The sequence below is a fragment of the Variovorax sp. OK605 genome, assembly GCF_900115445.1.
Lineage (GTDB): Bacteria > Pseudomonadota > Gammaproteobacteria > Burkholderiales > Burkholderiaceae_C > Variovorax.
In genome coordinates this window covers 116,422-136,109 of the sequence record NZ_FOWL01000004.1, presented here as the reverse complement: position 1 = coordinate 136,109, position 19,688 = coordinate 116,422, and the positions used below count along the sequence as shown (strand labels likewise).

Here is a 19,688-nt window from a genome sequence, read left to right as displayed (position 1 = left end):
GCGCAAGCCGTAGTGAGTTCAGATGGTGTGGGCTCAGGTGGTGGCCAGGTGCCACTGCCCCAGCAACCGCGCCACGGCGCGCACCCGCTGCGTGTCGCGCCCCCAGCGCCGGCTGGCCGGCAGCTTCTGCGCCCACTTCATGCGCCGCGCCGCGTTCTGGATGCGCTCGCGCACCTCGTCGCTCACGCCGCTCAGCGCGGCATGCCAGTGCTGGCCCGCCGCCTGCGGTGCGGCGGCCTCGAGCATCATGGCCGTGGAGTGCAGGTAGCTCAGCCAGTCGCGCGCCTGGCATTCGGCCAGCGTCATGACCTCGGCGGGGTCGTCCTCGAAATCGATGTAGCCGATCACGCCGTCGGGGCACTGCACCAGGTTGCGGTCGAAGGCCTGGCTCAGGTGCTGGCCGCACACGTGCACGGCCGCGATGGCGGTCAGGCCTTCGCGCCACACCGCCAGCAGCGCGGCGGGGCCGGCGGCGGCGGCCTGGTCGATGCGCTCCTGCAGCACCACGGTGGCGCGGCCGCTTTCGCCCAGGTCCGAGATCAGCAGGCCGTCGGCCTGTTGCGCCAGCACCGTCGGCACGCGCAGGCCGGCGGCGGCCAACTGCTTCAGCCGCCGCGCCTCGGTGGCGATGGCCGCTTCGCCGCCCGGGTTGGGCACGGGCTTGATGATGTCCAGCCGCGCCATGCGCGCCACGGCCGCCATCACGCGGTAGCCCCATTTGCCGTGGCGCGGGCCGGCCTTCTTGAGCCACACGCGTTCGCTGCCGAAGCGGTGGCTGGCCACGTTCTTCTCCTGCCGGGGCAGGGTGGTGCGCAGGAACTCGGCGTAGTCGCCGGGCGCCGGCGTGCGCGCCAGCGCGTCCAGGGGCGCGGGCGCCGAAGCGGCGCCCTTGCGCGATTGCAGGCGCCCGTTGGCGCCTCCTCGTCTCAGTGGGTTCATGCGGCCATTGCAAAGCCCGCCACCAGCCCTTGCGGGCCCTGTGTCAAGGGCTGGAAACTCTCCGCACTGGCCAGCGGCCAGTAGGTGCGAAAGACATTGTGCTGCTCGTCGAGCGGGCCGAGCAAGGCGCCCGGCTGCACCTGCATCACCAGGTTGCTCAACAGGCGCACTTCGGTGTCGGAAATGCGGCGCACGATGTGGTGCGCGGTGATCTGCTGCGGATGGTCCAGGCCGGCGGCCTGCACCAGCTCCTGCAGCGCATGCAGCGTGCTGCGGTGGAAGTTGCGCACGCGGTCGGCCTTGGTGGGCACCACCAGCGCCTGCTGGCGCAGCGGGTCCTGCGTGGTCACGCCGGTGGGGCAGTGGCCGGTGTGGCAGCTCTGCGCCTGGATGCAGCCCAGCGCCATCATGAAGCCGCGCGCCGCGTTGCACCAGTCGGCGCCCAGCGCCATCATGCGGGCCACGTCGAAGGCGGTGATGACCTTGGCGGCGCAGCCGATCTTGATGCGGTGCCGCAAGTTGACGCCCACCAGCGTGTTGTGCACCAGCAGCAGGCCTTCCTGCAGCGGCGCGCCCACGTGGTCGCTGAACTCGACCGGCGCCGCGCCGGTGCCGCCCTCGGCGCCGTCGACCACGATGAAGTCGGGCGTGATGCCGGTGGCCTGCATCGCCTTGACGATGCCGAACCATTCCCACGGGTGGCCCAGGCAGAACTTGAAGCCGGTCGGCTTGCCGCCCGACAGCTCGCGCAGCTTGGCGATGAAATGCATCATCTCGGTCGGCGTGGAGAACGCGCTGTGCGACGAGGGCGAGATGCAGTCCACGCCCACCGGCACGCCGCGCGCCGCCGCGATCTCGGGCGTGACCTTGGGCGCCGGCAGCACGCCGCCGTGCCCGGGCTTGGCGCCCTGGCTCAGCTTGACCTCGATCATCTTGACCTGCGGATCGCGCGCGTTGGCGGCAAAGCGCTCGGGGTTGAAGCTGCCGTCGTCGTTGCGGCAGCCGAAGTAGCCCGAGCCGATTTCCCAGATCAGGTCGCCGCCGTGCACCCGGTGGTGCTGCGAGATCGAGCCTTCGCCGGTGTCGTGCGCGAAGCCGCCCATCTTGGCGCCCTGGTTGAGCGCGAGGATGGCGTTGGCCGACAGCGCGCCGAAGCTCATGGCGGAAATGTTGAACACGCTGGCGCTGTAGGGCTGCGTGCAGACCTGCGCCGGGTTGGCGCCGGCCGGCTGCGGCGTGCCGCCGATCACGATGCGGAAATCGTGGTTCGCGAGTTTGGTCGGCTGCATCGAGTGGTTGATCCACTCGTAGCCCGCGATGGTCACGTTCAGCTGGGTGCCGAAGGGCCGGTTGTCGGGGTCGCCCTTGGCGCGCTGGTAGACCAGCGAGCGCTGCGCGCGGGAGAAGGGGGCTGCCTCGGAGTCGCTCTCGATGAAGTACTGCCGCATTTCCGGGCGGATGAACTCCAGCAGGAAGCGCAGGTGCCCGATGACCGGGTAGTTGCGCAGAATGGCGTGCCGGGCCTGCCGCAGGTCGTGGATGCCGGTACCTGAAAGTACCGCGAAAGCGACCACGCCGATCCAGGCGAGCCACAGGTGCGGTGACACCAGCACGAAGGCAAGGCAGGCCACCAGACCGGCCACGCACAGGGCGAAAGCGCTGTAGCGCGCCGGAAACGGAATAATCGTGGGCATAGAAATAGTGTCGACCGAAGCCTGCTGCATCATAGAGGGCTGCCCCGAACTTGCCATGACGACCATTCCCGACCCCATTCCGGCTCCTGAAGCCACCCCTGACACCCCTGCCGAAGCCACATCCGCCCAGACGCCCCTCGGCCCCGATGACTTCGACGCCCTCGACCAGGCGCTGGACGCCATGCGCGAGCACGACGAGGAAATTCCCCAGTGGGAGTTCTGCGAAGGCTTCATGGCCGCGCTGATCTGCACCCGCCGCCCCATCCTGCCCTCCGAATACTGGCCCGTGCTGCTGGGCGACAGCTTCTCGTCGGCCCAGCACATGGAGTTCGTCTGGAACTGGAAGCGCCGCTGGATCGAGATCGAGGAAGGCCTGGACGCCCCGGTCGAGACCCTCGACGACGAACGCAGCTGGCAGCCCGAGGTGCTCGACACCCGCGGCGCCATCGCCTCCCTGCCGGAAGAAGAACGTGCCGAGATCGCCGGCGAGGAGATTCCCTCGTTCGCGCAGGTCTGGGCGCTGGGCTTCATGTACGCCGTGGAAAACTGGCCCGAAGACTGGGCCACGCCGCGCGACAAGGACGCCGCGCAGATGCTGGACGACGCGCTCGACAACATCGTCGCGCTCACCGAGGACGACAAGGCCAAGCCCACGCTGTCGATGTACAGCGACGACGCGCCGCCCAGCGTGAGCCAGCAGCGGCTGGACGACTTCGGCGCCGCCATCTGGGCCGTGTACGACCTGCGCCAGCTCTGGAAGAGCCTGGGCCCGAAGGTCGAGACGATCCGCAAGGAAGCCGAGCCCGGCCGCAACGACCCCTGCCCCTGCGGTAGCGGCAAGAAGTACAAGAAGTGCCACGGTGCCGGCTAGCACCGGTCCGGACAGTGATGCCACGCCGCTGACGCTGCGCTCGGCGTGGGTCATGGTCCTGGCGCTGTGCGCCGGGGTGGCGCTCAGCCAGGCCTTTCGCACGGTCGGCGCCATCATGGCCAGCCCGCTGCAGGCCGACTTCCACCTGTCCGCCCAGGCCCTCGGGATCTTCTCGGGGGCTTTTCACTTTGCGTTCGGCGCAATGCAGCTCTTCATGGGCATCGGCATCGACCTGCACGGCGTGCGCCGCACGGTGCTGGTGGCGTTCCCCATTGCCATCGCGGGCGCGCTGCTGTCGGCGGTGTCGTCCAGCTACCTCATGCTGGTGGCCGGGCAGGCGCTGATCGGCGTGGGCTGCGCGCCGGCCTTCCTGGTGTGCACCGTGTTCATCGCGCGGCACTTTCCGGCGGCGCGCTTCGCCACCGTCTCGGGCATGGTGCTGGCCATCGGCGGCCTCGGCATGCTGGTCACCGGCACGCCGCTCGCGTGGCTGGTGCAGGCGTACTCGTGGCGCGCGGGCTTCGTGGTGCTGGCGGTGGCCGCGGCGCTGGCCTGGCTGGCTATCTGGCGCTGGGTGCACGAGCCCGCTTCCGCCGTGCCGCAGACCAAGGAATCGATTCCCGAGGCCATCCGGCAGTTCGGCGCGCTGTTCGCCATGCCGCACACGCTCGGCATCATCGTGCTGGGCGCGGTCACGTATGCGGCCTTCATCTCGCTGCGCGGCCTGTGGCTCGGCCCGCTGATGATGGAGCGCCATGGTTATTCACTGGTGCAGAGCGGCAACGTCGCGCTGGCGGTGTCGGTGATCTCGCTGTTCGGCGCGCCGCTGTTCGGCCGCCTCGACCGCGACGGCGCCGGGCGCCGCCGCTGGATCGTCATTTGCGCGCTCGGCTACGCGGCGCTCTTCGCGCTCATCGCGGTGCTGCACTCGGCCTGGCTCGACATCACCGGCATGGTGCTGATCGGCGTGCTCTCGGGCTTCATCGTGTGGCAGTACGCCGACGTGCGCGGCGCCTACCCGACCACCCTCACCGGCCGCGCGATGGCGGTGTTCACGATGGCGATGTTCCTGGGCGTGGCGCTCATGCAGTGGGGCACCGGCGTGGCCGCCTCGGTGGCCTCGGCGCATGGCGGCGACCCGCTCACGGCCGTGCTGGCCACCATCGCCGTGCTGCTGGTGGTGGGCATCGCGGCCTTCGCCTGGCTGCCCGCGCCGAAGTCGACGGCTGTCTGATCAAGGAACACCGCGCAGCCGGCCTTGCCGGGCCGCTGGTGTTGCCCCCGGCAGGGGGTTGGAGACGCGACACGAAGTGCGCGAAGCCTGGGGGCGAGCCTTGTCTAGATCTTGAAGGCGCGTTGGATGTCGGGGCGCACCAGGTCCGCGTACTCGCGGTGCTTGCGGATGTAGCCCGCGATGAACTGGCACACCGGAATCACATGCAGCCCCTTCGCGCGGGCCTCGTCGAGCACGTGCCGCGCAATGGCCGAGCCCACGCCCTTGCCTTCGTACGCGGGCAGCACCTCGGTGTGCGTGAACATGATGGCGTCGGTCAGCAGGTTGTATTCGGCATAGGCCGCGAGCTTGCCGTCGAGCGCGGCCTCGTAGCGGTGCAGCGCGTCGTTGCTGGAAAAGGCGAGGGCGATGTCGTTGCTCATGGTTGGCGTGCGAGGTAGTTGGCGAGGTTGGCGGCCGCGGTGGCGCGGACCTTCTTGCGCAGCACCGGCGTCCAGCCGAGCAGCAGGCCCGGCGTGCCCAGCGCCTGGCGCGACCAGGTCCAGAACGGGAAGGTGTCGCGGTGCGTCGCAATGAGCCCGTCGGGCGTGAAGGTGAAGCGCGCGTCGACGCTGTTGTCCACGATGCGGCCAGTGGCGCTGAAGCGGTAGTGCGCGTCCCAGTGGGCGCTGCCCGTGGTGTCGTCGGCCTTCGCGTCGCGCCAGGTCAGGCGCCACACGTCGGCGCCCTTGGCCTTGGTGGCTTCCGACAGCATGCGCCACATGCCACCGACCTCGCGGCGCCCGCGCAGCGAGAAGGCCTCGTCGTCGAACACCGCGTCGCTGGCGTAGCAGGCTTGCATGGTGGCGGCGTCGAGCTTCGCGAAGGCGCTGTAGAAGCGCTCGATGGTCTGTGCGTTGGTGGCTGCGGTCATGAGGCCTCTGGGGTTGTGAAAAATCGGGTCAGCGGCCGAGCAACTCGACCAGCGTCTGCAGTGCGTGGCGCACCGTGGCCGCGCGCACGGTGGCGCGGTCGCCGTCGAAGCGGCGTCGCTCGGTGCGCACGTCGCCGTCGACCGACCAGCCGAACCACACCGTGCCCACCGGCTTCTCGCTGGTGCCACCGGTCGGGCCGGCCACGCCGGTGACGGCCAGGGCCACCCGCGACGGCGCCGAATGCGCGATGGCACCCGTGGCCATGGCGCGCGCCACCGGCTCGCTGACCGCGCCGTGCGCCGCGATGGTTGCCGCGTCCACGCCCAGCAGCTGGGTCTTGGCTTCGTTCGAATAGGTGATGAAGCCGCGTTCGAACCACACGCTAGAGCCCGCGAGCTCGGTGCAGGCCGCGCCGATCAGCCCGCCCGTGCAGCTTTCGGCGGTGGCCAGCATCCAGCCCTTGCGCTGCAGCAGGGCGGCCAGCGCGGCGACGAGGTCGGGGGTGTCGAGATCGGCCAGGGCCGGTGACGCAGCGGATGTCGAGGGAGTCGTCGCGGGGGGCGTCGAGGGGGTCGTCGAAAAGGAAGCCATCGTGTTCACCAGGCGCGCCACAGCGCAATGACCAGCAGCGTGCAGAAGGCCGCCACCAGGTCGTCGAGGATGATGCCGAAGCCGGCGTGCCACCAGCGCACCTGCGCCGCGTCGCGCTGCTTGAAGAGGCCATCGGCCCAGGCCACGGGGCCGGGCTTGGCGGCATCGAAGTAACGGAACAGCCCGAAGGCGATGGCCTGCGCCAGCAGCCCGGCCGGCGTGACCAGCCAGAGCACGATCCAGAAGGCGACCACTTCGTCCCACACCACCGCGCCGGGGTCGGCGATGTTCATGTCGCGCGCGGTCACGGTGCAGGCCCACCAGCCGATGGGCAGTGACGCCAGGATGATCCAGCCGATGGTGGCCGGCGTGAACCACAGCTGCATCACCACGAAGGCCACCCAGGCCCACAGCGTGCCCACGGTGCCCGGCGCGATGCGCGGCAGGCCCGAGCCGAAGCCCAGCGCGATGAAGTGCGCGGGGTGCGAGAGCATGAAGCGCAGCGTGGGGCGGCGCATCGAGGGTTGGGGCATGGCGCCGGAAGCGGATGTGGTGGCGGCGGAAGAAGGAGAGGAAGAAGCAGCGTGCATCAGGGGCAGGAGTGTCGCGCATTCTGCGGCGGCGCCCGTGTCGCGCCCGCGTGGCCATGGCTTTATTAATCAAAGCAATAGCTTGTTTAATTAACGCCCGCCGCCTAGTATCCGAGCTTCTTTCCGCTTCCTGCATCTCGTCATGTCTTCGCCTTGCGCCGCCCTGCGGCCCGCTTCTTCGCCCCCTGCCGCTCCTGCCGCCCCTCCCGCCCCCGCAGCCTGGCGCGAACTCTTCACCGGCCGCAACGGCTGGCGCGCGCTCGCGCTCACCGGCGGCGTCGCGCTGCACGCCGTCAACGTGCACATCGTGACCACCGTGCTGCCGTCGGTGGTGCGCGAGATCGGCGGGCTCGACTGGTACGCCTGGAGCACCACGCTGTTCGTGGTCGGCTCGATCCTGGGCGCCACGCTGTCGGTGCGGCTGCTCGCCGTGCTCGGGCCGCGCGGCGCCTGCCTGGCCGCGCTGGCGGTGTTCAGCGCCGGCTCCATCGGCTGCGCGATGGCGTCGTCCATGCCCTGGATGCTCGCGGGCCGCACGGTGCAGGGGCTGGGCGGCGGCCTGCTCGCGGCGCTGAGCTACGGCCTGATCCAGCTGGTGTTCGCGCAGCGGCTGTGGCCGCGCGCGGTGGCACTGGTCTCGGGCATGTGGGGCGTCGCCACGCTCTGCGGGCCGGCCGTGGGCGGCCTGTTCGCGCAGGCCGGGCACTGGCGCTGGGCCTTCTGGTTCCTGCTGCCCGTGGCCGCGGCGCAGGCGCTGCTGGTGCTGGTGCAGCTGCGGCCCTCGGCCGGCGTGACGCACGCGCGGCCCGCGGTCCTGCCGCGCGTGCCGGGCCCGCAGATCGGCCTGCTCGCGCTGTCGGTGCTGGTGATCGCGGCCAGCGGCCTGTGGCCCGACCTGCGCTGGCAGGCCGCCGGCGTGGTGCTGGGGCTGGCCATCGGCTTCGCCGCCACCCGCATCGACAGCCACGCCACCGTGCGCGTGCTGCCCAGCGGCGCGTATTCGATGAGCGCGCCGCTGGGCGCCATCTATGCGAGCGTGGCGCTGCTGCTGGTCGGCACCACCACAGAGATCTTCGTGCCGTACTTCCTGCAGCTGCTGCACGGCCATTCGCCGCTGGCGGCGGGCTACCTCACGGCCGCGATGGCGGGCGGCTGGAGCGCGGGGTCGCTGCTGTCGTCGGGACGCAGCGGCGCCGGCGCCGACCGCATGCTGCGCGCCGGGCCGGTGATCTGCACGCTGGGGCTCGTGGCGCTGGCGTGGCTGTTGCCGTCGCCGGGCGTGCTCGGTGCTGGCGTCGAGACCTCGATCGTCGCCATCGCCTTGGCCGCCGTGGGGCTCGGCGTGGGCATCGGCTGGCCGCACCTGCTCACGCGCGTGATGTCGCTGGCGCCCAAGGGCGAAGAGGGCCTGGCGTCGGCCTCCATCACCACCGTGCAGCTCTACGGCATGGCCGTGGGCGCGGCGGTGGCGGGGCTGGTGGCGAACGCGGCCGGGCTCACCGCGCCGGGCGGCGTGGCGGGTGCGCAGTCGGCCGCGGTGTGGCTGTTCGCGAGCTTTGCGCTCGCACCCGCCGTGGCGGTGTGGCTCGCGTACCGGGCCGTGGCACGGCGCGGCTGGTGAACCGGCTGAACCGCCGGGTCCACCAGATTCACCAGCCGCATCAGGTTCAGGCCACCACGCCCTCCCAGGCCAGCGCCCGCCGGCGTGCCCGCAGCCGCAGGCCTTCGCCGCGCAGCAGGCCCACCAGGTCGTAGACCTCGGCCGGCAGGTGCGCGCCGCGCCAGGCCACGTGCTGGTCGGCGCGGCACAGCACCAGCGCGTGGGTGTAGGCCTTGGGCACGTCCTCGGTCTCGATGTCCAGCAGCGTGAGCGGCATGCTGTAGGCGGCCGCGGCGCGCTCCAGCGGGCGCACGTCCACGCTGCGGTCGAAGCGCAGCAGCGTGTAGCCGGGGCCGAAGGCGTCGTAGAGCGAGCGGCCGTCCGCCAGCCAGAAGTGCGGCGCGCGGCAGCCCGGCACGGTCGAGGGCGTGAAATCGCCCATCGAATAGGGCGGCGCCGTGTGCTCGCCGTCGGCCACGATGATCGGCGACCCGCTGTAGAAATAACCGAAGTTCAGGCCGCCGCAGCAGAACTGCTGCACGTTGAGCTCGTAGGCCTCGCGCCCGATGTCGGCGCGCAGCGCGTCGCCGGCCGGGCCGGGTTCCTCGATGTCGGGCGGCACCGCGCGGCGTGCGCGGATCATCTTCTGCGCATGGTCCATCGCGAAGTTCGACACCTGCTCGGTGATCGGTTGCCGCTCGGCCTCGTAGGCGTCCAGGATGGCTTCGTCGCCCCAGCCCTGCACCGCGGCGCCCAGCAGCCACGAGAGGTTGAGCGCGTCGGCAATGCCGGCGTTCATGCCGTAGCCCGCGTAGGGCACCCACAGGTGCGCCGCGTCGCCGGCGAGGAACACGCGGCCTTCGCGGAAGCGGTTGGCCACCAGCCGCCGGCCGACCCAGTCTTCCTTGCTGATGACCTCGTACGCGAAGTCGGGGCCCACGCCGAGGATGCTGCGCAGCGACTGGTCGCGGTCGACCGAATCGAACTCGGGCTCCTCGGCGTTCAGGTGGTTGTGCACCAGCCAGGTCTCGTGCCCGTCGATGGCGAACATCGTGCCGCAGCGGCGCGGGTTCATCGAGTAGTACGACCACGCCGGCTTGCCGGGAATCATGCCGCGCAGTTGCGGGGCGCGGATGAAGGTCGACTGCACGCGCTGGATCACCGCCGTGCCCTCGAGCTTCGCGCCGATCTGCTTGCGCACCACCGAGCTGCCGCCGTCGCAGCCCACCATGTAGCGGCAGCGCACGGTGCGCATCCTGCTGTCGTCCAGGTTGCTCACCACCGCGCACACGCCGTCGGCGTCCTGGGTGAAGGCCTCGAAGCGCGTGCGGTTGAGCAGCTGCACGCCCGGCAGCGCGGCCGTGTGCTTCAAGAGAATCGGCTCCAGGTAGATCTGGTTGATGCGGTGCGGCGGCTCGGGCGTGGGCCACCAGGCGTCGGGGCCTTCGGTTTCGGTGTAGCGGTCGCGGCGGCACGGAATGGGAATGCGCGTGAGCTCGATGCCCGTCACGCTGGTGCGGAACACCACGTCGTTTGGATGGTCCGCCGGCAGGCCCGCGTCGCGCAGCTTCTGCGCCACCCCCAGGCGGCGGAACTGCTCCATGGTGCGCGAGGCCACGTGGTTGCACTTGACGTTCGGCGGCTCGGCGAAGCGGCGCGTTTCGCAGATGACCACCGACACGCCGCGCGAGGCGAGGTCCATGGCCAGGGTGAGGCCCACGGGGCCCGCGCCGACGATCAGCACGTCGGCCTTCAGTGTGGTGGCGGTGTTGTCGGTCATGTCGAAAGGTGGCAATGCACGGGCGCAGGAACGCAGGAGGACGGTGGGAGGTACGGAGGGCGTGCGTCAGTCGAGGCGGATGTGCGCCGCCTGGATCACCTTGGCCCACTTCTTCGTCTCGGACTGCATGTAGGCCTCGAAGGCCTCGCTCGAGGTCGGCGCGGGCTCCGCGCCCAGGTTGCGGATCGACGCCTTGATCTGCTCGTCGCCCAGCGCGGCGTTGATCTCTGCGTTGAGCCGCGCCACGACGGGTGCGGGCGTGCCGGCCGGCGCCACCACGCCGAACCAGCCGGTGGAGTCGTAGCCGGGCAGGCCGGCCTCGGCCACCGTGGGCACGTCGGGCAGCATCGGCACGCGCTGCGCGCTCGTCACCGCGAAGGCCACCAGCTTGCCGGCCTTGATCTGCTGCAGCGAGGCGGGCAGGTCGACCAGCGCGAGCGGAATCTGCCCCGCCATGGCGTCGAGCGCGGCGGGGCCCGAGCCGCGGTACGGCACCTCGACCAGCTTCACGTCGGCCATCTGCGCGAACAGCGCCGCCGACAGGTGCATGGCCGTGCCGTTGCCGCCGTGGCCGATCGACAGCGTGCCCGGCTTCGCCTTGGCCAGCGCGATCAGCTCGCGCTGCGTGCGCGCGCCGATCGACGGATGCCCCACGATCACGAAGGGCGTGGCCGCGACCATGCCCACGGGCCTGAAGTCCTTCACCGGGTCGAAGGGCATCTGCGCGTAGAGGTTCACGTTGGCGGTGAGCGCACCGGCCGCGCCCAGGCCCAGCGTGTAGCCGTCGCCCGGCGTCTTGGCCACCAGCGAGAGGCCCACGTTGCCGCCGGCACCGGGCCTGTTGTCGACCACCACGGGCTGGCCCAGCTTCTCGTTGAGCCGCGGCACCAGCAGGCGCACCACCGCGTCGGCGCTGCCGCCGGGCGGGAAGGTGACGACCAGGCGGATCGGCCGGTTCGGGAAGTCGACCACCGACGGCGAAGGTGCTTGCGCGAAGGCCGCGCCGCCGAGCAGCGTGCACGCGGCGGCCAGCGTCAGCTGCCGGCGGCGTGCGTTCGTCCCGCCAGCCAGGGGTGCGGTCATCGAGACTCCTTGCGTGTCGTGCGCGTCTTGCGTGGTGCCATGGTGCCGTGGTGCCGTGGTCGGTTCCGGCGAAGATTGAACGATGCGCCGATTCATTCGTAAATCAAGAAATTTCTAATGAAATATCATCTTTCCTGATGAATGCGAACTTCAGTCCTACGATCCGCCAGCTGCGTGCGTTCCTCGCCGTCTACCAGCTGAAGAAGCTCAGCGCGGCGGCGCAGAAGCTGTTCGTCACGCAGTCGGCGGTGAGCATGCTGATCCGCCAGCTCGAGGACGGGCTGGACACGCGGCTGTTCGACCGCACCACGCGTTCGCTGAAGGCCACGGCCGCGGGCGAGCAGATGATGGTGACGGTCGAGCGCATCCTGCGCGACGTCGATTCGCTGTCGGCGGACTTCCGCGAGCTCGCCACGCTGGAGCGCGGGCGCGTCACGCTGGCCATCACGCCCACGCTCGCGGGCTTCCTGCTGCCCGACGCCGTGCGCGCGTTCACCGAACAGCATCCCGGCGTGCGCATCCTGGTGAACGACTGCGCGCCCGACCAGTTCATCTCGCGCATCCTCGGCGAGCACGTCGACTTCGGCATCGGCACGCCCGAACGCCCCGGCGCCGAGGTCGAGGTGCAGCGGCTCATGCGCGACCACCTCGCGCTGGTGTGCCGCGAAGACCATCCGCTGGCCAAGGCGCGCGTGGTGCGCTGGACCGACCTTGCGCACCACCCCGTCATCACCGTGCGCCCGGGCTACGGCGTGCGCCCGCTCATCGACGGCACCGCCGCGGAGGCGGGCGTGGCACTGGACGTGGTGAACGAGGTGTCGTTCCTGTCCACCGCCATCTGGATGACCGCGGCCGGCATGGGCGCGTCGATCATGCCCTCGGCCTTCGCGCGCGCCGAGGCCGATCCGTCGCTGGTCATCAAGATGCTGAGTTCGCCGCGCGTGGCGCGCGACATTTCCATCGTCACCAAGCGCGGCCACTCGCTCTCGGCCGCGGCGCGCGCCTTCATCGACGCACTGAAGCGCTCCCTATAATTTTTCGATTCACAACATACGGGAGGCTTCGCTCCATGAGAACTTTCATTCAACGTCTCGGGGCCCTGTCGCTCCTCGTGGCTTTCAGCTTCGCGCTGGCGGGCTGCGGCAACAAGGAGGCCGAGCAGCGCAAGGCCTTCATCTCGTTCCTGCAGACCCGCGTGCTCGACAAGCCCGGCCTGCGCGTGCCCACGCCCACGGCCGAAGAGAAGACCTCGTTCGGCGACTACGCCCAGCACTACGCGGTGATCACCGATTTCAACGAAGGCATGAACCAGTCGGTGAGCCAGCCCATGACGCAGATCATGGCCAAGGGCGCGCTGCGTTCCATTGCCGACCTGTCTTCGCGCCGCGACGACCTCAAGGCCGCCAAGGAAGGGCTGGGCGGCCTGCGCACCGCGCTCGACCAGCAGACCGCCAAGGCCGACGCCGCGCACGCGCAACTCAAGCAGCCCGACGACCTGAAGCAGGTCTACGACAAGGCCTACGACAAGACCGTGACCGCGCCGTCCACCACCTTCAAGGAAGTGTTCCCCGCGCTCGACACCGTGTTCGACAGCGCGCTGGCCATCGGCGACTTCCTCGAGAAGAACAAGTCGAAGATCCAGATCTCGGGCAGCAGCGTGACCGTGAGCGATCCGGCCGTGCAGGCGGAACTCAACAAGATGCTGCAGCAGCTCAACGGCCAGTCGGCCGCCATCAACGCCGCGCAGCGCAAGATGCAGGCGATGGTGCGCGGCTAACCGAGGTTCGTCTCTGTTCGCCTCTCAGCTTCGCGCGCCAGGCTTCTCAGACGAAGTGGTCGAACGAGCCGAAGCGCTGCGACACCGGCGCGCCGGCCGCGTCGACGATGCGCAGGCCGGCATCGGCCTCGATGCGGCCGATGCGCGTGACGCGCGTGGCGCTGCGTGAGCCGGCCGCTTCGACCGCATCGCGCGCCGAGGCCGGTGCGGTGAAGACCAGCTCGTAGTCGTCGCCGCCCGAGAGCGCGCAGGTGCGCAGGATCTCGGTGCTCAGGCCCGGCGCCTCGGCGGCGATCAGCGCCGTGGTTGCGTCGGCGTCGAGCGTGGCACCCACGCGGCTGGCCGCGAGGATGTGGCCCAGGTCGCCGATCAGTCCGTCGCTCACGTCCACCGCCGACGTGGCGATGCCGCGCAGGGCCTGCCCGAGCGCCACGCGCGGCGCCGGTTGCTCCATGCGGGCGCGGGCCGATTCGAAGGCCTCGGCCGACAGCGCGACGGTGCCGCGGAACACCTCCAGCGCCAGCCGCGCGTCGCCCAGCGTGCCGCTCACCCAGATGTCGTCGCCCGCGCCCGCGCCCGAGCGCAGCAGCGCGGCGCCGGCCGGCACCTCGCCGAACACGGTGATGCAGATGTTGAGCGGGCCGCGTGTGGTGTCGCCGCCCACCAGTTCGCAGCCGTGCGCGTCGGCCAGCGCGAACAGGCCGCGCGAGAAGCCTTCGAGCCAGTGCTCGTCGACACCCGGCAGCGCCAGCGCGAGCGTGAACGCCAGCGGCTTCGCGCCGCAGGCCGCCAGGTCGCTGAGGTTCACCGCCAGCGCCTTGTGGCCGAGCCGCGCCGGCTCGACGGTGGACAGAAAGTGCCGCCCCTCGACCAGCATGTCGGAAGAGACGGCGAGCTGCATGCCCGGCGCCGGCGCAAGCAAGGCGCAGTCGTCGCCCACGCCGAGCGGGGAACGCGTGGCGGGGCGCTTGAAGTAGCGTGTGATCAGGTCGAATTCACCCATGGGGAGCGAGCATAAGGGGTGGGGCTGGGCCGAGTGGTCGGAGTGGTCGGAGTGGGCAGGCGGGGTGCAATGCTACAAACGCGCCATGCCCGAAACAGGACTTCGTTGATGCGATCGATCGAGAACATGCTCGGCCTCTGGGCTTCGGGTCTGCGATCGTCGCAGGCGATTGTCGACTGGGCCGGCATGGCCGTTGCCAGGCCCGATATGCCCGATGACTCCAGGCAGGAGCTTTTCGAGCTGATCACCTACGGTCCCGAGCAATGCCTGAAGCGGGCCCGGCACGATTTTTCTCCACGGCCTGCACGGATGAGCTACCTGCAGCAGTTCTGCGTTCGTGGCATCGAGACGGAACTCGACTCGCCGGTGTCGGCGCTGGCCTTCGCCCACTGGGCTGCGCGCGGCTGCATGGGCGAGGAGCTGTCCGAGCCCGCGGTGGCGTTCGGCTACCGGCTCGACCACCTGCTCATCGACTGCGAGGACGAAGCGGCCGCCCTCGCATTCGTGCGCAACGAACTCCCGGCGCTGCTGCCGCAATGCAGGACGGTCGCCGCGCCGTTCCTGGACGACGAAGCCTGACTCAGGCCTTCCCGCGAAACCTCAACGCCGCCTGCCGCACCACCTCCGCCAGCAGCCGTTCCTTGCCCTGCTTCTCGCGCAGCCAGCGCGCATCGTTGCGGTTGGCCTCCACGCTGGTGCGCAGCTCGCCCAATGCCTGCGTGGCGTTGAGCGCCTCGCTGTGCCATTCGAGCTGGGTCATCGTCATCAGGATGTGGTCGCGCAGCGGCATGTGCTGGCCGGTGGCCGGGTCGACGTACACCGCGTCGAGCCCGAAGCGGCAGGCCTGGAAGCGGTTGTAGGTGTACACGAGGTAGTCGTCCTCGCTCGGCTCGAAGGGCTGCTCCTGCAGGAACCACGCGGCCAGCGACTGCACGTAGCCCGCCAGCGCGGCGGCGCGCTCCACGGTGAGCGGCGTGTCGAACACGCGGATCTCGATGGTGCCGAACTCGGGCTTGGGGCGGATGTCCCAGTAGAAGTCCTTCATGCTGCGCACGACACCGGTGCGGGTCATGCGCTCGAAGTAGGCCTCGAACTCCTTCCAGCTGGTGGTGAAGGGCGCGCGGCCCGACAGCGGGAAGGCGAACACCGAGTTCAGCCGCGCCGAGTCGAACTGCGTGTCCTGCCCCTGCACGAAAGGCGAGGACGCCGACAGCGCGATGAAGTGCGGGATGTAGCGCGACATGCGGTGCAGCATGAGCAGCGCCGCGTCGGCATCGGGGCAGCCGATGTGCACGTGCTGGCCGAAGATGGTGAACTGCTTGCTCAGGTAGCCGTACAGCTCCGACAGTTCGCGAAAGCGCGGTTTGTCATAGATGCGCCGCTCGTGCCACTGCTGGAACGCGTGCGTGCCGCCGCCGACCACCGCGATGTTGAGCTTGTCGGCATTGCGGATCAGCGCCTCGCGGATCGGCGACAGCTGCGTGATCACGTCCTGCGCCGAATGGCAGATGTCGGTGGAGATCTCGATCATGCTCGAGGTCATCTCGGGCACCACGCTGCCGGGCAGCGGGGTCTGCGCCATCAGGCGCAGCATGTCCTCCGCGTAGGGCGCGAGGTCGTAGTCGTGCGTGTTGACGAGCTGCAGCTCCAGCTCCACGCCCAGCGACAGGGCCTCCGACTTGTTGAAGGGCTCGAGCTTGACGGTGCGGCTCTCGGGATCGGGCGGCAGCGGGGCCGAGCGGAAGTCGTCGCTGTCCGGATCGAAGGGGGGGGTGACGGCGGTGCTCATCGCTGCGTGTCCTCTGTGGTGCTGAAGGCCTGGGGCGCCCAGGGCACCGAACTCTCGCCGACCGCGTGGATGGCCACGGTGGCGAGCATCGCGCCCACCACCTCCATCAGCAGGATGGAAGGCAGCGCGACCTGCGTGATCATGGTGCCCAGCAGCGGCGAGGCGGTGGCGAAATTGGAGGCGATGAGCAGCGCGATGGACGACAGCGGCGACATCGCGCAGCCGACCCAGAAGGCCTGCTTCCAGCTGGCGCCGCTGCCCGGGTTGGCAATGGCCACGCCCGCGATCTTGGTGACCAGGCGCACGCCGATCACCGCCAGCACCACGCTGGCCACGGGCAGCGTCCAGTCGGCCTGGGCCGCCACGATCGACACCAGCACGAACATCAGCATGGTGAGCAGCGAGGCCGCGGTGCCCAGCTGCCGTTGCCAGGCCCAGGGCTTGGGGTTGAGCGTCTTCAGCAGCACGCCGCCGATCAGCGCGGCCAGCGGCGCCGAGCCGCCGACGTGCGCGGTGAGCGCCGCGCCGGCCGCGATGATGGCCAGCAGCAGGATGGAGGTGTTCTCGCTGGTCGGGCTCATCACCCGCAGCGCCGAGCGCAGCGCCAGCGCCATGATGGCGCCCACCACGAACGACAGGCCCAGCACCACGCCCACCGGGTAGAGCTTCTGCAGCAGCGTCTGCGGCGCGCGCTCGATCAGGCCGGCCTGCGCGTAGCCCAGCGCCAGCGCGTAGAAGGTGTTGAGCGTGGCCAGCGTCATGGCGCGCTCGGTCACGGGGCCGGCGGCGCGGGTGTCGATGATCACGCGGCTCAGCACGGCTGGCGAGGCGACGATGGCCATCAGCGCGATCGGGTTGGCCACCGGCTCGGGCAGGCCCAGCAGCGTGAGCACCCAGTACACGCCGAAGTAGGTGAGCGTGGCTTCGAGCAGGCTCTGCACCAGCACCATCGGGTTGTGGCGGAACCAGCGCAGCGGCAGCCGGCCGCCGGCCTCGAACAGCACCACGGCCACGCCCAGCTCGAGCAGGAAGAGGCTGATGCCGCGCAGCGGCCAGATGGCGCCCTCGAAGCCGGCGAAGCCGACCACGGCGCCCACCAGCGAGTAGCCGATGACCTTGGGCAGGCCCAGATAGCGCTGCACCAGGTGGCCGGACGCCGCGGCCGCGGCCAGCAGCAGCGACCACAGCACGGTGGGCAGGCCGGCCGAGGGGCGCACCCATTCGGACCAGAAGCCCAGCAGATCGGTGAAGAAGCTCGTCAGATTCATGCAGGTAGGAAGAAGCTCACCGGCCGGCTGCGCCAGCGTGCCCAGATCGCGCTGCGGATGCGGGCGCGGTCACCGAGGCTCACGCTGTGCGCGCGAAGCGCCAGCCGGAAAGCGAAATAGAAACTCACGCTCACATTGAGCGCGCCGATGACCGGGATGGCCGCCACCGCCCACCACAGCGCGGGCTGCTGCAGCACCGCCAGGCCCGTGGAGGCCGCGGCCGCGGCAATCTGCCCGGCCGACAGTGTCACGTGGCGCACATCCAGCCCGAGCCCGAAGAAACCCGCGAACGCGGGCAGCAGTCCGAGCATGAGTCCGAGCGAAATGTTGGAGGCGAAGCCTGAGATGTGCGTGCGCATGAAGTCGGCCCAGCGGCGGGCCCGGGCGGCGCCGAGAAAAGCGCCGATGCGGGGGTTGTAACGCATGGCGGAGTCCAGCCGATGCAGGACAAAGGCGTTTTCTGTCCAACCGGCGATGATGCTGGCCGAAAACAGCAGGATGCCGGTGATTGCCGCATAAAGCGCGGTCGGGCCGGCCAGCGAGAGCGACTTCAGCGTGGCCGCGGCATGCGCGGCGTCGAGCAGCGGCCGCCCGAGCGCCAGCTGCACCAGCAGCGCGACGCCCAGCATGGCCGGCACCACCACCAGCACGTTGCCCAGCACGGCCGCCACCTGCGAACGCACGAGGTTGGCGACCTCGTCGACGAAATCGCTCACCGCGCCGTCCGACTTGATGTCGCGCAGCCGCGCCGCCAGCGCCGGCGCCGTCATGGCGGGCTGCTTGGTGGCCAGCGTCAGGTGCAGCAGCTGGATCGCCACGAAGCTGGCCGCGTACATGAGGCCGGCCGCCAGCCCGCTCCAGAAGGCCGACAGGCCCAGCGCGTAGATGCTGAATTTCAGCAGCACGGTGATGGACGTGAGCGCACCGCCGCCGGCGGCCTTCTTCACCATCCGCGCATAGCTGGCGCGGTCGCGAGTGATGTAGTGCTCGCCGGTCTCGGCGCTGCGCTCGGTCACCTTGGCGGCCAGCATCGACGAGTTCGAGGCGATCAGCGCGCGGATGCTGTTGCGCTCGCCGCCCGCCAGCACCAGCTTGCCGACCAGCCGCGCCACGCTGGGCCCCGCGCCGGGCGTGGGGCTGGACGCCATCAGGCAGTCGAGCAGCTCGCGGATGCGCAGCACGCGCTCGCGCAGCTGGCGCAGCCGGAACACCAGGCCCACGGAGATGCCGTTGTCCTCCAGGTGCGTGTAGACCGACGAGGTCACCGCGCGGCAGGCGTCGAGCCGGTCGCGGAAGGCGACGAAGGCCCCCTGCAGCGCGTCTTCGTTGCGCGGCTGCAGGAACATCTGCTCGCGCAGGTGGTCCAGGTCGGCCATCAGCGCGTGAAAAGGGCGCGCCGCGCCCAGCTCGGCGCTCATGCGCAGGCGCAGCTCGGGCGAGAAGCCGGCCGCCACCACCTGGCTGGCGCAGTAGGTCACGGCGTCCATCACCGTGTGGCGCCAGCGTGGCGTGCCGTCGTCGTCGAGCGCGGCGTCGGCCAGCAGCGCGCCGATGCGCGCAAGCTGCGTCTCGTCGAGCAGCGCGATCCAGCCGGCGTCGAACGCGCCCGGCAGCACCATGCGGAACAGGTCCGATGCGTCGGTGGTCTCGGGCGTGCCCGGCAGGATCTTGCGGCGCAGGCGCTCGGCCAGCTCGCTGGCGAACGCCGTGCGTGGCGCGAAGCCGTGGTCGGCCAGCAGCGCGGTCAGGTCGACCGCGCCGGTGAAGGCGCGCCACCAGGCGCGCAGGCGCTCGCGCAGCTCGGGCCGCGCCTCGATCGCGTCGAGCAGCAGCCGCACGCGGCCCAGGGCCGCCTGGGGCGAGGCACGGTCGCCGCGCAGCCAGTCGAAGAGGTCGATGAGCCAGATGTGGCGCTGCGCCACATCGGCCTTGGGGTCGAGGCCGGCAAGCAGCCCCTGCAGGTCGCGCGAAGCGGCAGCCATGGAGTGAGGGTGAGGGGGTTCGGTGCGGTGAACACCGCGCAGCCGGCCTGGCCGGTGCCGCGGTGGGCCCCCGGTGGAGAGGGCGAAGAAAGCGGGGGAAGCGAAAAAGCGAAAGGAGCGAGGAAGGCGGCGCGAAGCCTGAAGCCGCGCCTAGTGCAGCACGCGCGAGACCGGCGCGCCGCCGACGTCGGCTTCGAGCACGAACATGGGGATCGGCACGTCGAAGCGCTCGCCTTCCTCGGTCACCACGAAGTAGCTGCCGTGCATCGTGCCGCTGGGCGCCTGCAAGCGGCAGCCGCTCGTGTAACGGAACGATTCACCGGGCGCCAGCAGCGGCTGCTGCCCGATCACGCCGAGGCCCTTGACCTCCTGCGCATGGCCCGAGGCGTCGTTGATGAGCCAGTGCCGGGCAATCAGCTGGGCTGCCACAGACCCCGTGTTCGTGACGGTCACCGTGTACGAAAAGGTGTAGATGTGGTCCTTGGCGGAGGACTGGTCGGCCAGGTAGCGCGGTTCGACCTGGACGCTGAAGGGGCTGTTTGACATGGGCGCGATGGTAACTGCAGGGCTTTC

Annotated in this window: 19 protein-coding genes; 6 read left to right on the top strand and 13 right to left on the bottom strand. The window is 70.3% G+C overall.

Features of this window, described 5'->3' with window-relative positions; all coding sequences use genetic code 11:
* Positions 1–33 precede the first annotated feature (33 nt).
* On the bottom strand, positions 34–939 hold the full coding sequence (locus BM013_RS12155) for a BUD32 family EKC/KEOPS complex subunit (protein WP_093127117.1): 906 nt from the start codon (positions 937–939) through the stop codon (positions 34–36).
* Positions 936–2,633 (bottom strand): FMN-binding glutamate synthase family protein, encoded by a 1,698-nt coding sequence (locus tag BM013_RS12150; RefSeq protein WP_093127115.1) that lies wholly within the window; start codon positions 2,631–2,633, stop codon positions 936–938. The genes BM013_RS12155 and BM013_RS12150 overlap by 4 nt, the downstream gene beginning before the upstream one ends.
* Before the next feature lie 55 nt (positions 2,634–2,688).
* Between BM013_RS12150 and BM013_RS12145 the strand changes: the two genes are divergently transcribed.
* Both BM013_RS12145 and BM013_RS12140 read left to right on the top strand, forming a co-directional pair.
* Positions 2,689–3,504, top strand: coding sequence for a YecA/YgfB family protein (locus BM013_RS12145; RefSeq protein ID WP_093127112.1), 816 nt, complete (start codon positions 2,689–2,691; stop codon positions 3,502–3,504).
* Between the two features lie 52 nt (positions 3,505–3,556).
* Entirely contained in the window at positions 3,557–4,738 is a 1,182-nt protein-coding gene (locus tag BM013_RS12140) for an MFS transporter (RefSeq protein ID WP_093128076.1), read from the top strand.
* A gap of 104 nt (positions 4,739–4,842) precedes the next feature.
* On the opposite strand, the gene BM013_RS12135 is transcribed toward BM013_RS12140, so the two are convergent.
* The 4 genes from BM013_RS12135 to BM013_RS12120 are packed head-to-tail and all read right to left on the bottom strand — an operon-like array spanning position 4,843 to position 6,776.
* Positions 4,843–5,160, bottom strand: coding sequence for a GNAT family N-acetyltransferase (locus BM013_RS12135; RefSeq protein WP_093127109.1), 318 nt, complete (start codon positions 5,158–5,160; stop codon positions 4,843–4,845).
* Positions 5,157–5,651, bottom strand: coding sequence for a nuclear transport factor 2 family protein (locus BM013_RS12130; protein ID WP_093127107.1), 495 nt, complete (start codon positions 5,649–5,651; stop codon positions 5,157–5,159). Before BM013_RS12130 ends, BM013_RS12135 begins: the two co-directional genes overlap by 4 nt.
* A gap of 28 nt (positions 5,652–5,679) precedes the next feature.
* Positions 5,680–6,243 (bottom strand): CinA family protein, encoded by a 564-nt coding sequence (locus BM013_RS12125; RefSeq protein ID WP_256221478.1) that lies wholly within the window; start codon positions 6,241–6,243, stop codon positions 5,680–5,682.
* Between the two features lie 5 nt (positions 6,244–6,248).
* The gene (locus BM013_RS12120; protein WP_093127104.1) at positions 6,249–6,776 is read right to left on the bottom strand and encodes a phosphatidylglycerophosphatase A family protein; all 528 of its coding nucleotides are present in this window, start codon (positions 6,774–6,776) and stop codon (positions 6,249–6,251) included.
* 199 nt (positions 6,777–6,975) lie between these two features.
* On the opposite strand from BM013_RS12120, the gene BM013_RS12115 reads away from it, so the two are divergent.
* Positions 6,976–8,454 (top strand): MFS transporter, encoded by a 1,479-nt coding sequence (locus BM013_RS12115; RefSeq protein ID WP_093127102.1) that lies wholly within the window; start codon positions 6,976–6,978, stop codon positions 8,452–8,454.
* Between the two features lie 46 nt (positions 8,455–8,500).
* Here the strand turns inward: BM013_RS12115 and BM013_RS12110 are convergent, their stop codons facing one another.
* Both BM013_RS12110 and BM013_RS12105 read right to left on the bottom strand, forming a co-directional pair.
* Positions 8,501–10,213 (bottom strand): FAD-dependent oxidoreductase, encoded by a 1,713-nt coding sequence (locus BM013_RS12110; protein ID WP_093127099.1) that lies wholly within the window; start codon positions 10,211–10,213, stop codon positions 8,501–8,503.
* A 66-nt stretch (positions 10,214–10,279) separates the two neighbouring features.
* Positions 10,280–11,296, bottom strand: coding sequence for a Bug family tripartite tricarboxylate transporter substrate binding protein (locus BM013_RS12105; RefSeq protein ID WP_093127096.1), 1,017 nt, complete (start codon positions 11,294–11,296; stop codon positions 10,280–10,282).
* A gap of 137 nt (positions 11,297–11,433) precedes the next feature.
* Between BM013_RS12105 and BM013_RS12100 the strand changes: the two genes are divergently transcribed.
* Positions 11,434–12,330 carry a LysR family transcriptional regulator gene (locus BM013_RS12100; protein WP_093127093.1) on the top strand — a complete coding sequence of 299 codons (897 nt, stop codon included), beginning with the start codon at positions 11,434–11,436 and terminating at the stop codon, positions 12,328–12,330.
* A 35-nt stretch (positions 12,331–12,365) separates the two neighbouring features.
* Entirely contained in the window at positions 12,366–13,073 is a 708-nt protein-coding gene (locus BM013_RS12095; protein ID WP_093127091.1) for a DUF3053 domain-containing protein, read from the top strand.
* Positions 13,074–13,119: 46 nt separating this feature from the next.
* Here BM013_RS12095 and thiL read toward each other — a convergent pair whose 3' ends face one another.
* Positions 13,120–14,076 (bottom strand): thiamine-phosphate kinase, encoded by a 957-nt coding sequence (thiL, locus tag BM013_RS12090; protein ID WP_093127088.1) that lies wholly within the window; start codon positions 14,074–14,076, stop codon positions 13,120–13,122.
* 108 nt (positions 14,077–14,184) lie between these two features.
* Between thiL and BM013_RS40475 the strand changes: the two genes are divergently transcribed.
* Positions 14,185–14,655 (top strand): hypothetical protein, encoded by a 471-nt coding sequence (locus BM013_RS40475; RefSeq protein ID WP_143098272.1) that lies wholly within the window; start codon positions 14,185–14,187, stop codon positions 14,653–14,655.
* A gap of 1 nt (position 14,656) precedes the next feature.
* On the opposite strand, the gene BM013_RS12080 is transcribed toward BM013_RS40475, so the two are convergent.
* From BM013_RS12080 to apaG, 4 genes are all read right to left on the bottom strand, one after another.
* A complete protein-coding gene (locus tag BM013_RS12080) occupies positions 14,657–15,865 on the bottom strand; it encodes a YbdK family carboxylate-amine ligase (protein WP_093127082.1) in 1,209 nt (402 codons plus the stop codon).
* A complete protein-coding gene (locus BM013_RS12075; protein WP_093127080.1) occupies positions 15,862–17,133 on the bottom strand; it encodes a cation:proton antiporter in 1,272 nt (423 codons plus the stop codon). Before BM013_RS12075 ends, BM013_RS12080 begins: the two co-directional genes overlap by 4 nt.
* Positions 17,130–19,115, bottom strand: a complete 1,986-nt coding sequence (locus BM013_RS12070; protein WP_093127077.1) for a site-specific recombinase — start codon at positions 19,113–19,115, stop codon at positions 17,130–17,132. The genes BM013_RS12075 and BM013_RS12070 overlap by 4 nt, the downstream gene beginning before the upstream one ends.
* 150 nt (positions 19,116–19,265) lie before the next feature.
* A complete protein-coding gene (gene apaG / locus BM013_RS12065) occupies positions 19,266–19,661 on the bottom strand; it encodes a Co2+/Mg2+ efflux protein ApaG (RefSeq protein ID WP_093127075.1) in 396 nt (131 codons plus the stop codon).
* Positions 19,662–19,688 lie beyond the last annotated feature (27 nt).

What these genes read in the sequence shown, in the direction of transcription:
- BM013_RS12105 (WP_093127096.1), bottom strand. Translation starts at nt 11,296, where the DNA reads ATGACCGCACCCCTGGCTGGCGGGACGAACGCACGCCGCCGGCAGCTG.
- BM013_RS12145 (WP_093127112.1), top strand. Translation starts at nt 2,689, where the DNA reads ATGACGACCATTCCCGACCCCATTCCGGCTCCTGAAGCCACCCCTGAC.
- BM013_RS12125 (WP_256221478.1), bottom strand. Translation starts at nt 6,243, where the DNA reads ATGGCTTCCTTTTCGACGACCCCCTCGACGCCCCCCGCGACGACTCCC.
- BM013_RS12130 (WP_093127107.1), bottom strand. Translation starts at nt 5,651, where the DNA reads ATGACCGCAGCCACCAACGCACAGACCATCGAGCGCTTCTACAGCGCC.
- BM013_RS12070 (WP_093127077.1), bottom strand. Translation starts at nt 19,115, where the DNA reads ATGGCTGCCGCTTCGCGCGACCTGCAGGGGCTGCTTGCCGGCCTCGAC.
- BM013_RS40475 (WP_143098272.1), top strand. Translation starts at nt 14,185, where the DNA reads ATGCGATCGATCGAGAACATGCTCGGCCTCTGGGCTTCGGGTCTGCGA.
- BM013_RS12150 (WP_093127115.1), bottom strand. Translation starts at nt 2,633, where the DNA reads ATGCCCACGATTATTCCGTTTCCGGCGCGCTACAGCGCTTTCGCCCTG.
- BM013_RS12110 (WP_093127099.1), bottom strand. Translation starts at nt 10,213, where the DNA reads ATGACCGACAACACCGCCACCACACTGAAGGCCGACGTGCTGATCGTC.
- BM013_RS12080 (WP_093127082.1), bottom strand. Translation starts at nt 15,865, where the DNA reads ATGAGCACCGCCGTCACCCCCCCCTTCGATCCGGACAGCGACGACTTC.
- BM013_RS12115 (WP_093127102.1), top strand. Translation starts at nt 6,976, where the DNA reads ATGTCTTCGCCTTGCGCCGCCCTGCGGCCCGCTTCTTCGCCCCCTGCC.
- BM013_RS12140 (WP_093128076.1), top strand. Translation starts at nt 3,557, where the DNA reads ATGGTCCTGGCGCTGTGCGCCGGGGTGGCGCTCAGCCAGGCCTTTCGC.
- BM013_RS12075 (WP_093127080.1), bottom strand. Translation starts at nt 17,133, where the DNA reads ATGAATCTGACGAGCTTCTTCACCGATCTGCTGGGCTTCTGGTCCGAA.
- thiL (WP_093127088.1), bottom strand. Translation starts at nt 14,076, where the DNA reads ATGGGTGAATTCGACCTGATCACACGCTACTTCAAGCGCCCCGCCACG.
- apaG (WP_093127075.1), bottom strand. Translation starts at nt 19,661, where the DNA reads ATGTCAAACAGCCCCTTCAGCGTCCAGGTCGAACCGCGCTACCTGGCC.
- BM013_RS12155 (WP_093127117.1), bottom strand. Translation starts at nt 939, where the DNA reads ATGAACCCACTGAGACGAGGAGGCGCCAACGGGCGCCTGCAATCGCGC.
- BM013_RS12135 (WP_093127109.1), bottom strand. Translation starts at nt 5,160, where the DNA reads ATGAGCAACGACATCGCCCTCGCCTTTTCCAGCAACGACGCGCTGCAC.
- BM013_RS12120 (WP_093127104.1), bottom strand. Translation starts at nt 6,776, where the DNA reads ATGCCCCAACCCTCGATGCGCCGCCCCACGCTGCGCTTCATGCTCTCG.
- BM013_RS12100 (WP_093127093.1), top strand. Translation starts at nt 11,434, where the DNA reads ATGAATGCGAACTTCAGTCCTACGATCCGCCAGCTGCGTGCGTTCCTC.
- BM013_RS12095 (WP_093127091.1), top strand. Translation starts at nt 12,366, where the DNA reads ATGAGAACTTTCATTCAACGTCTCGGGGCCCTGTCGCTCCTCGTGGCT.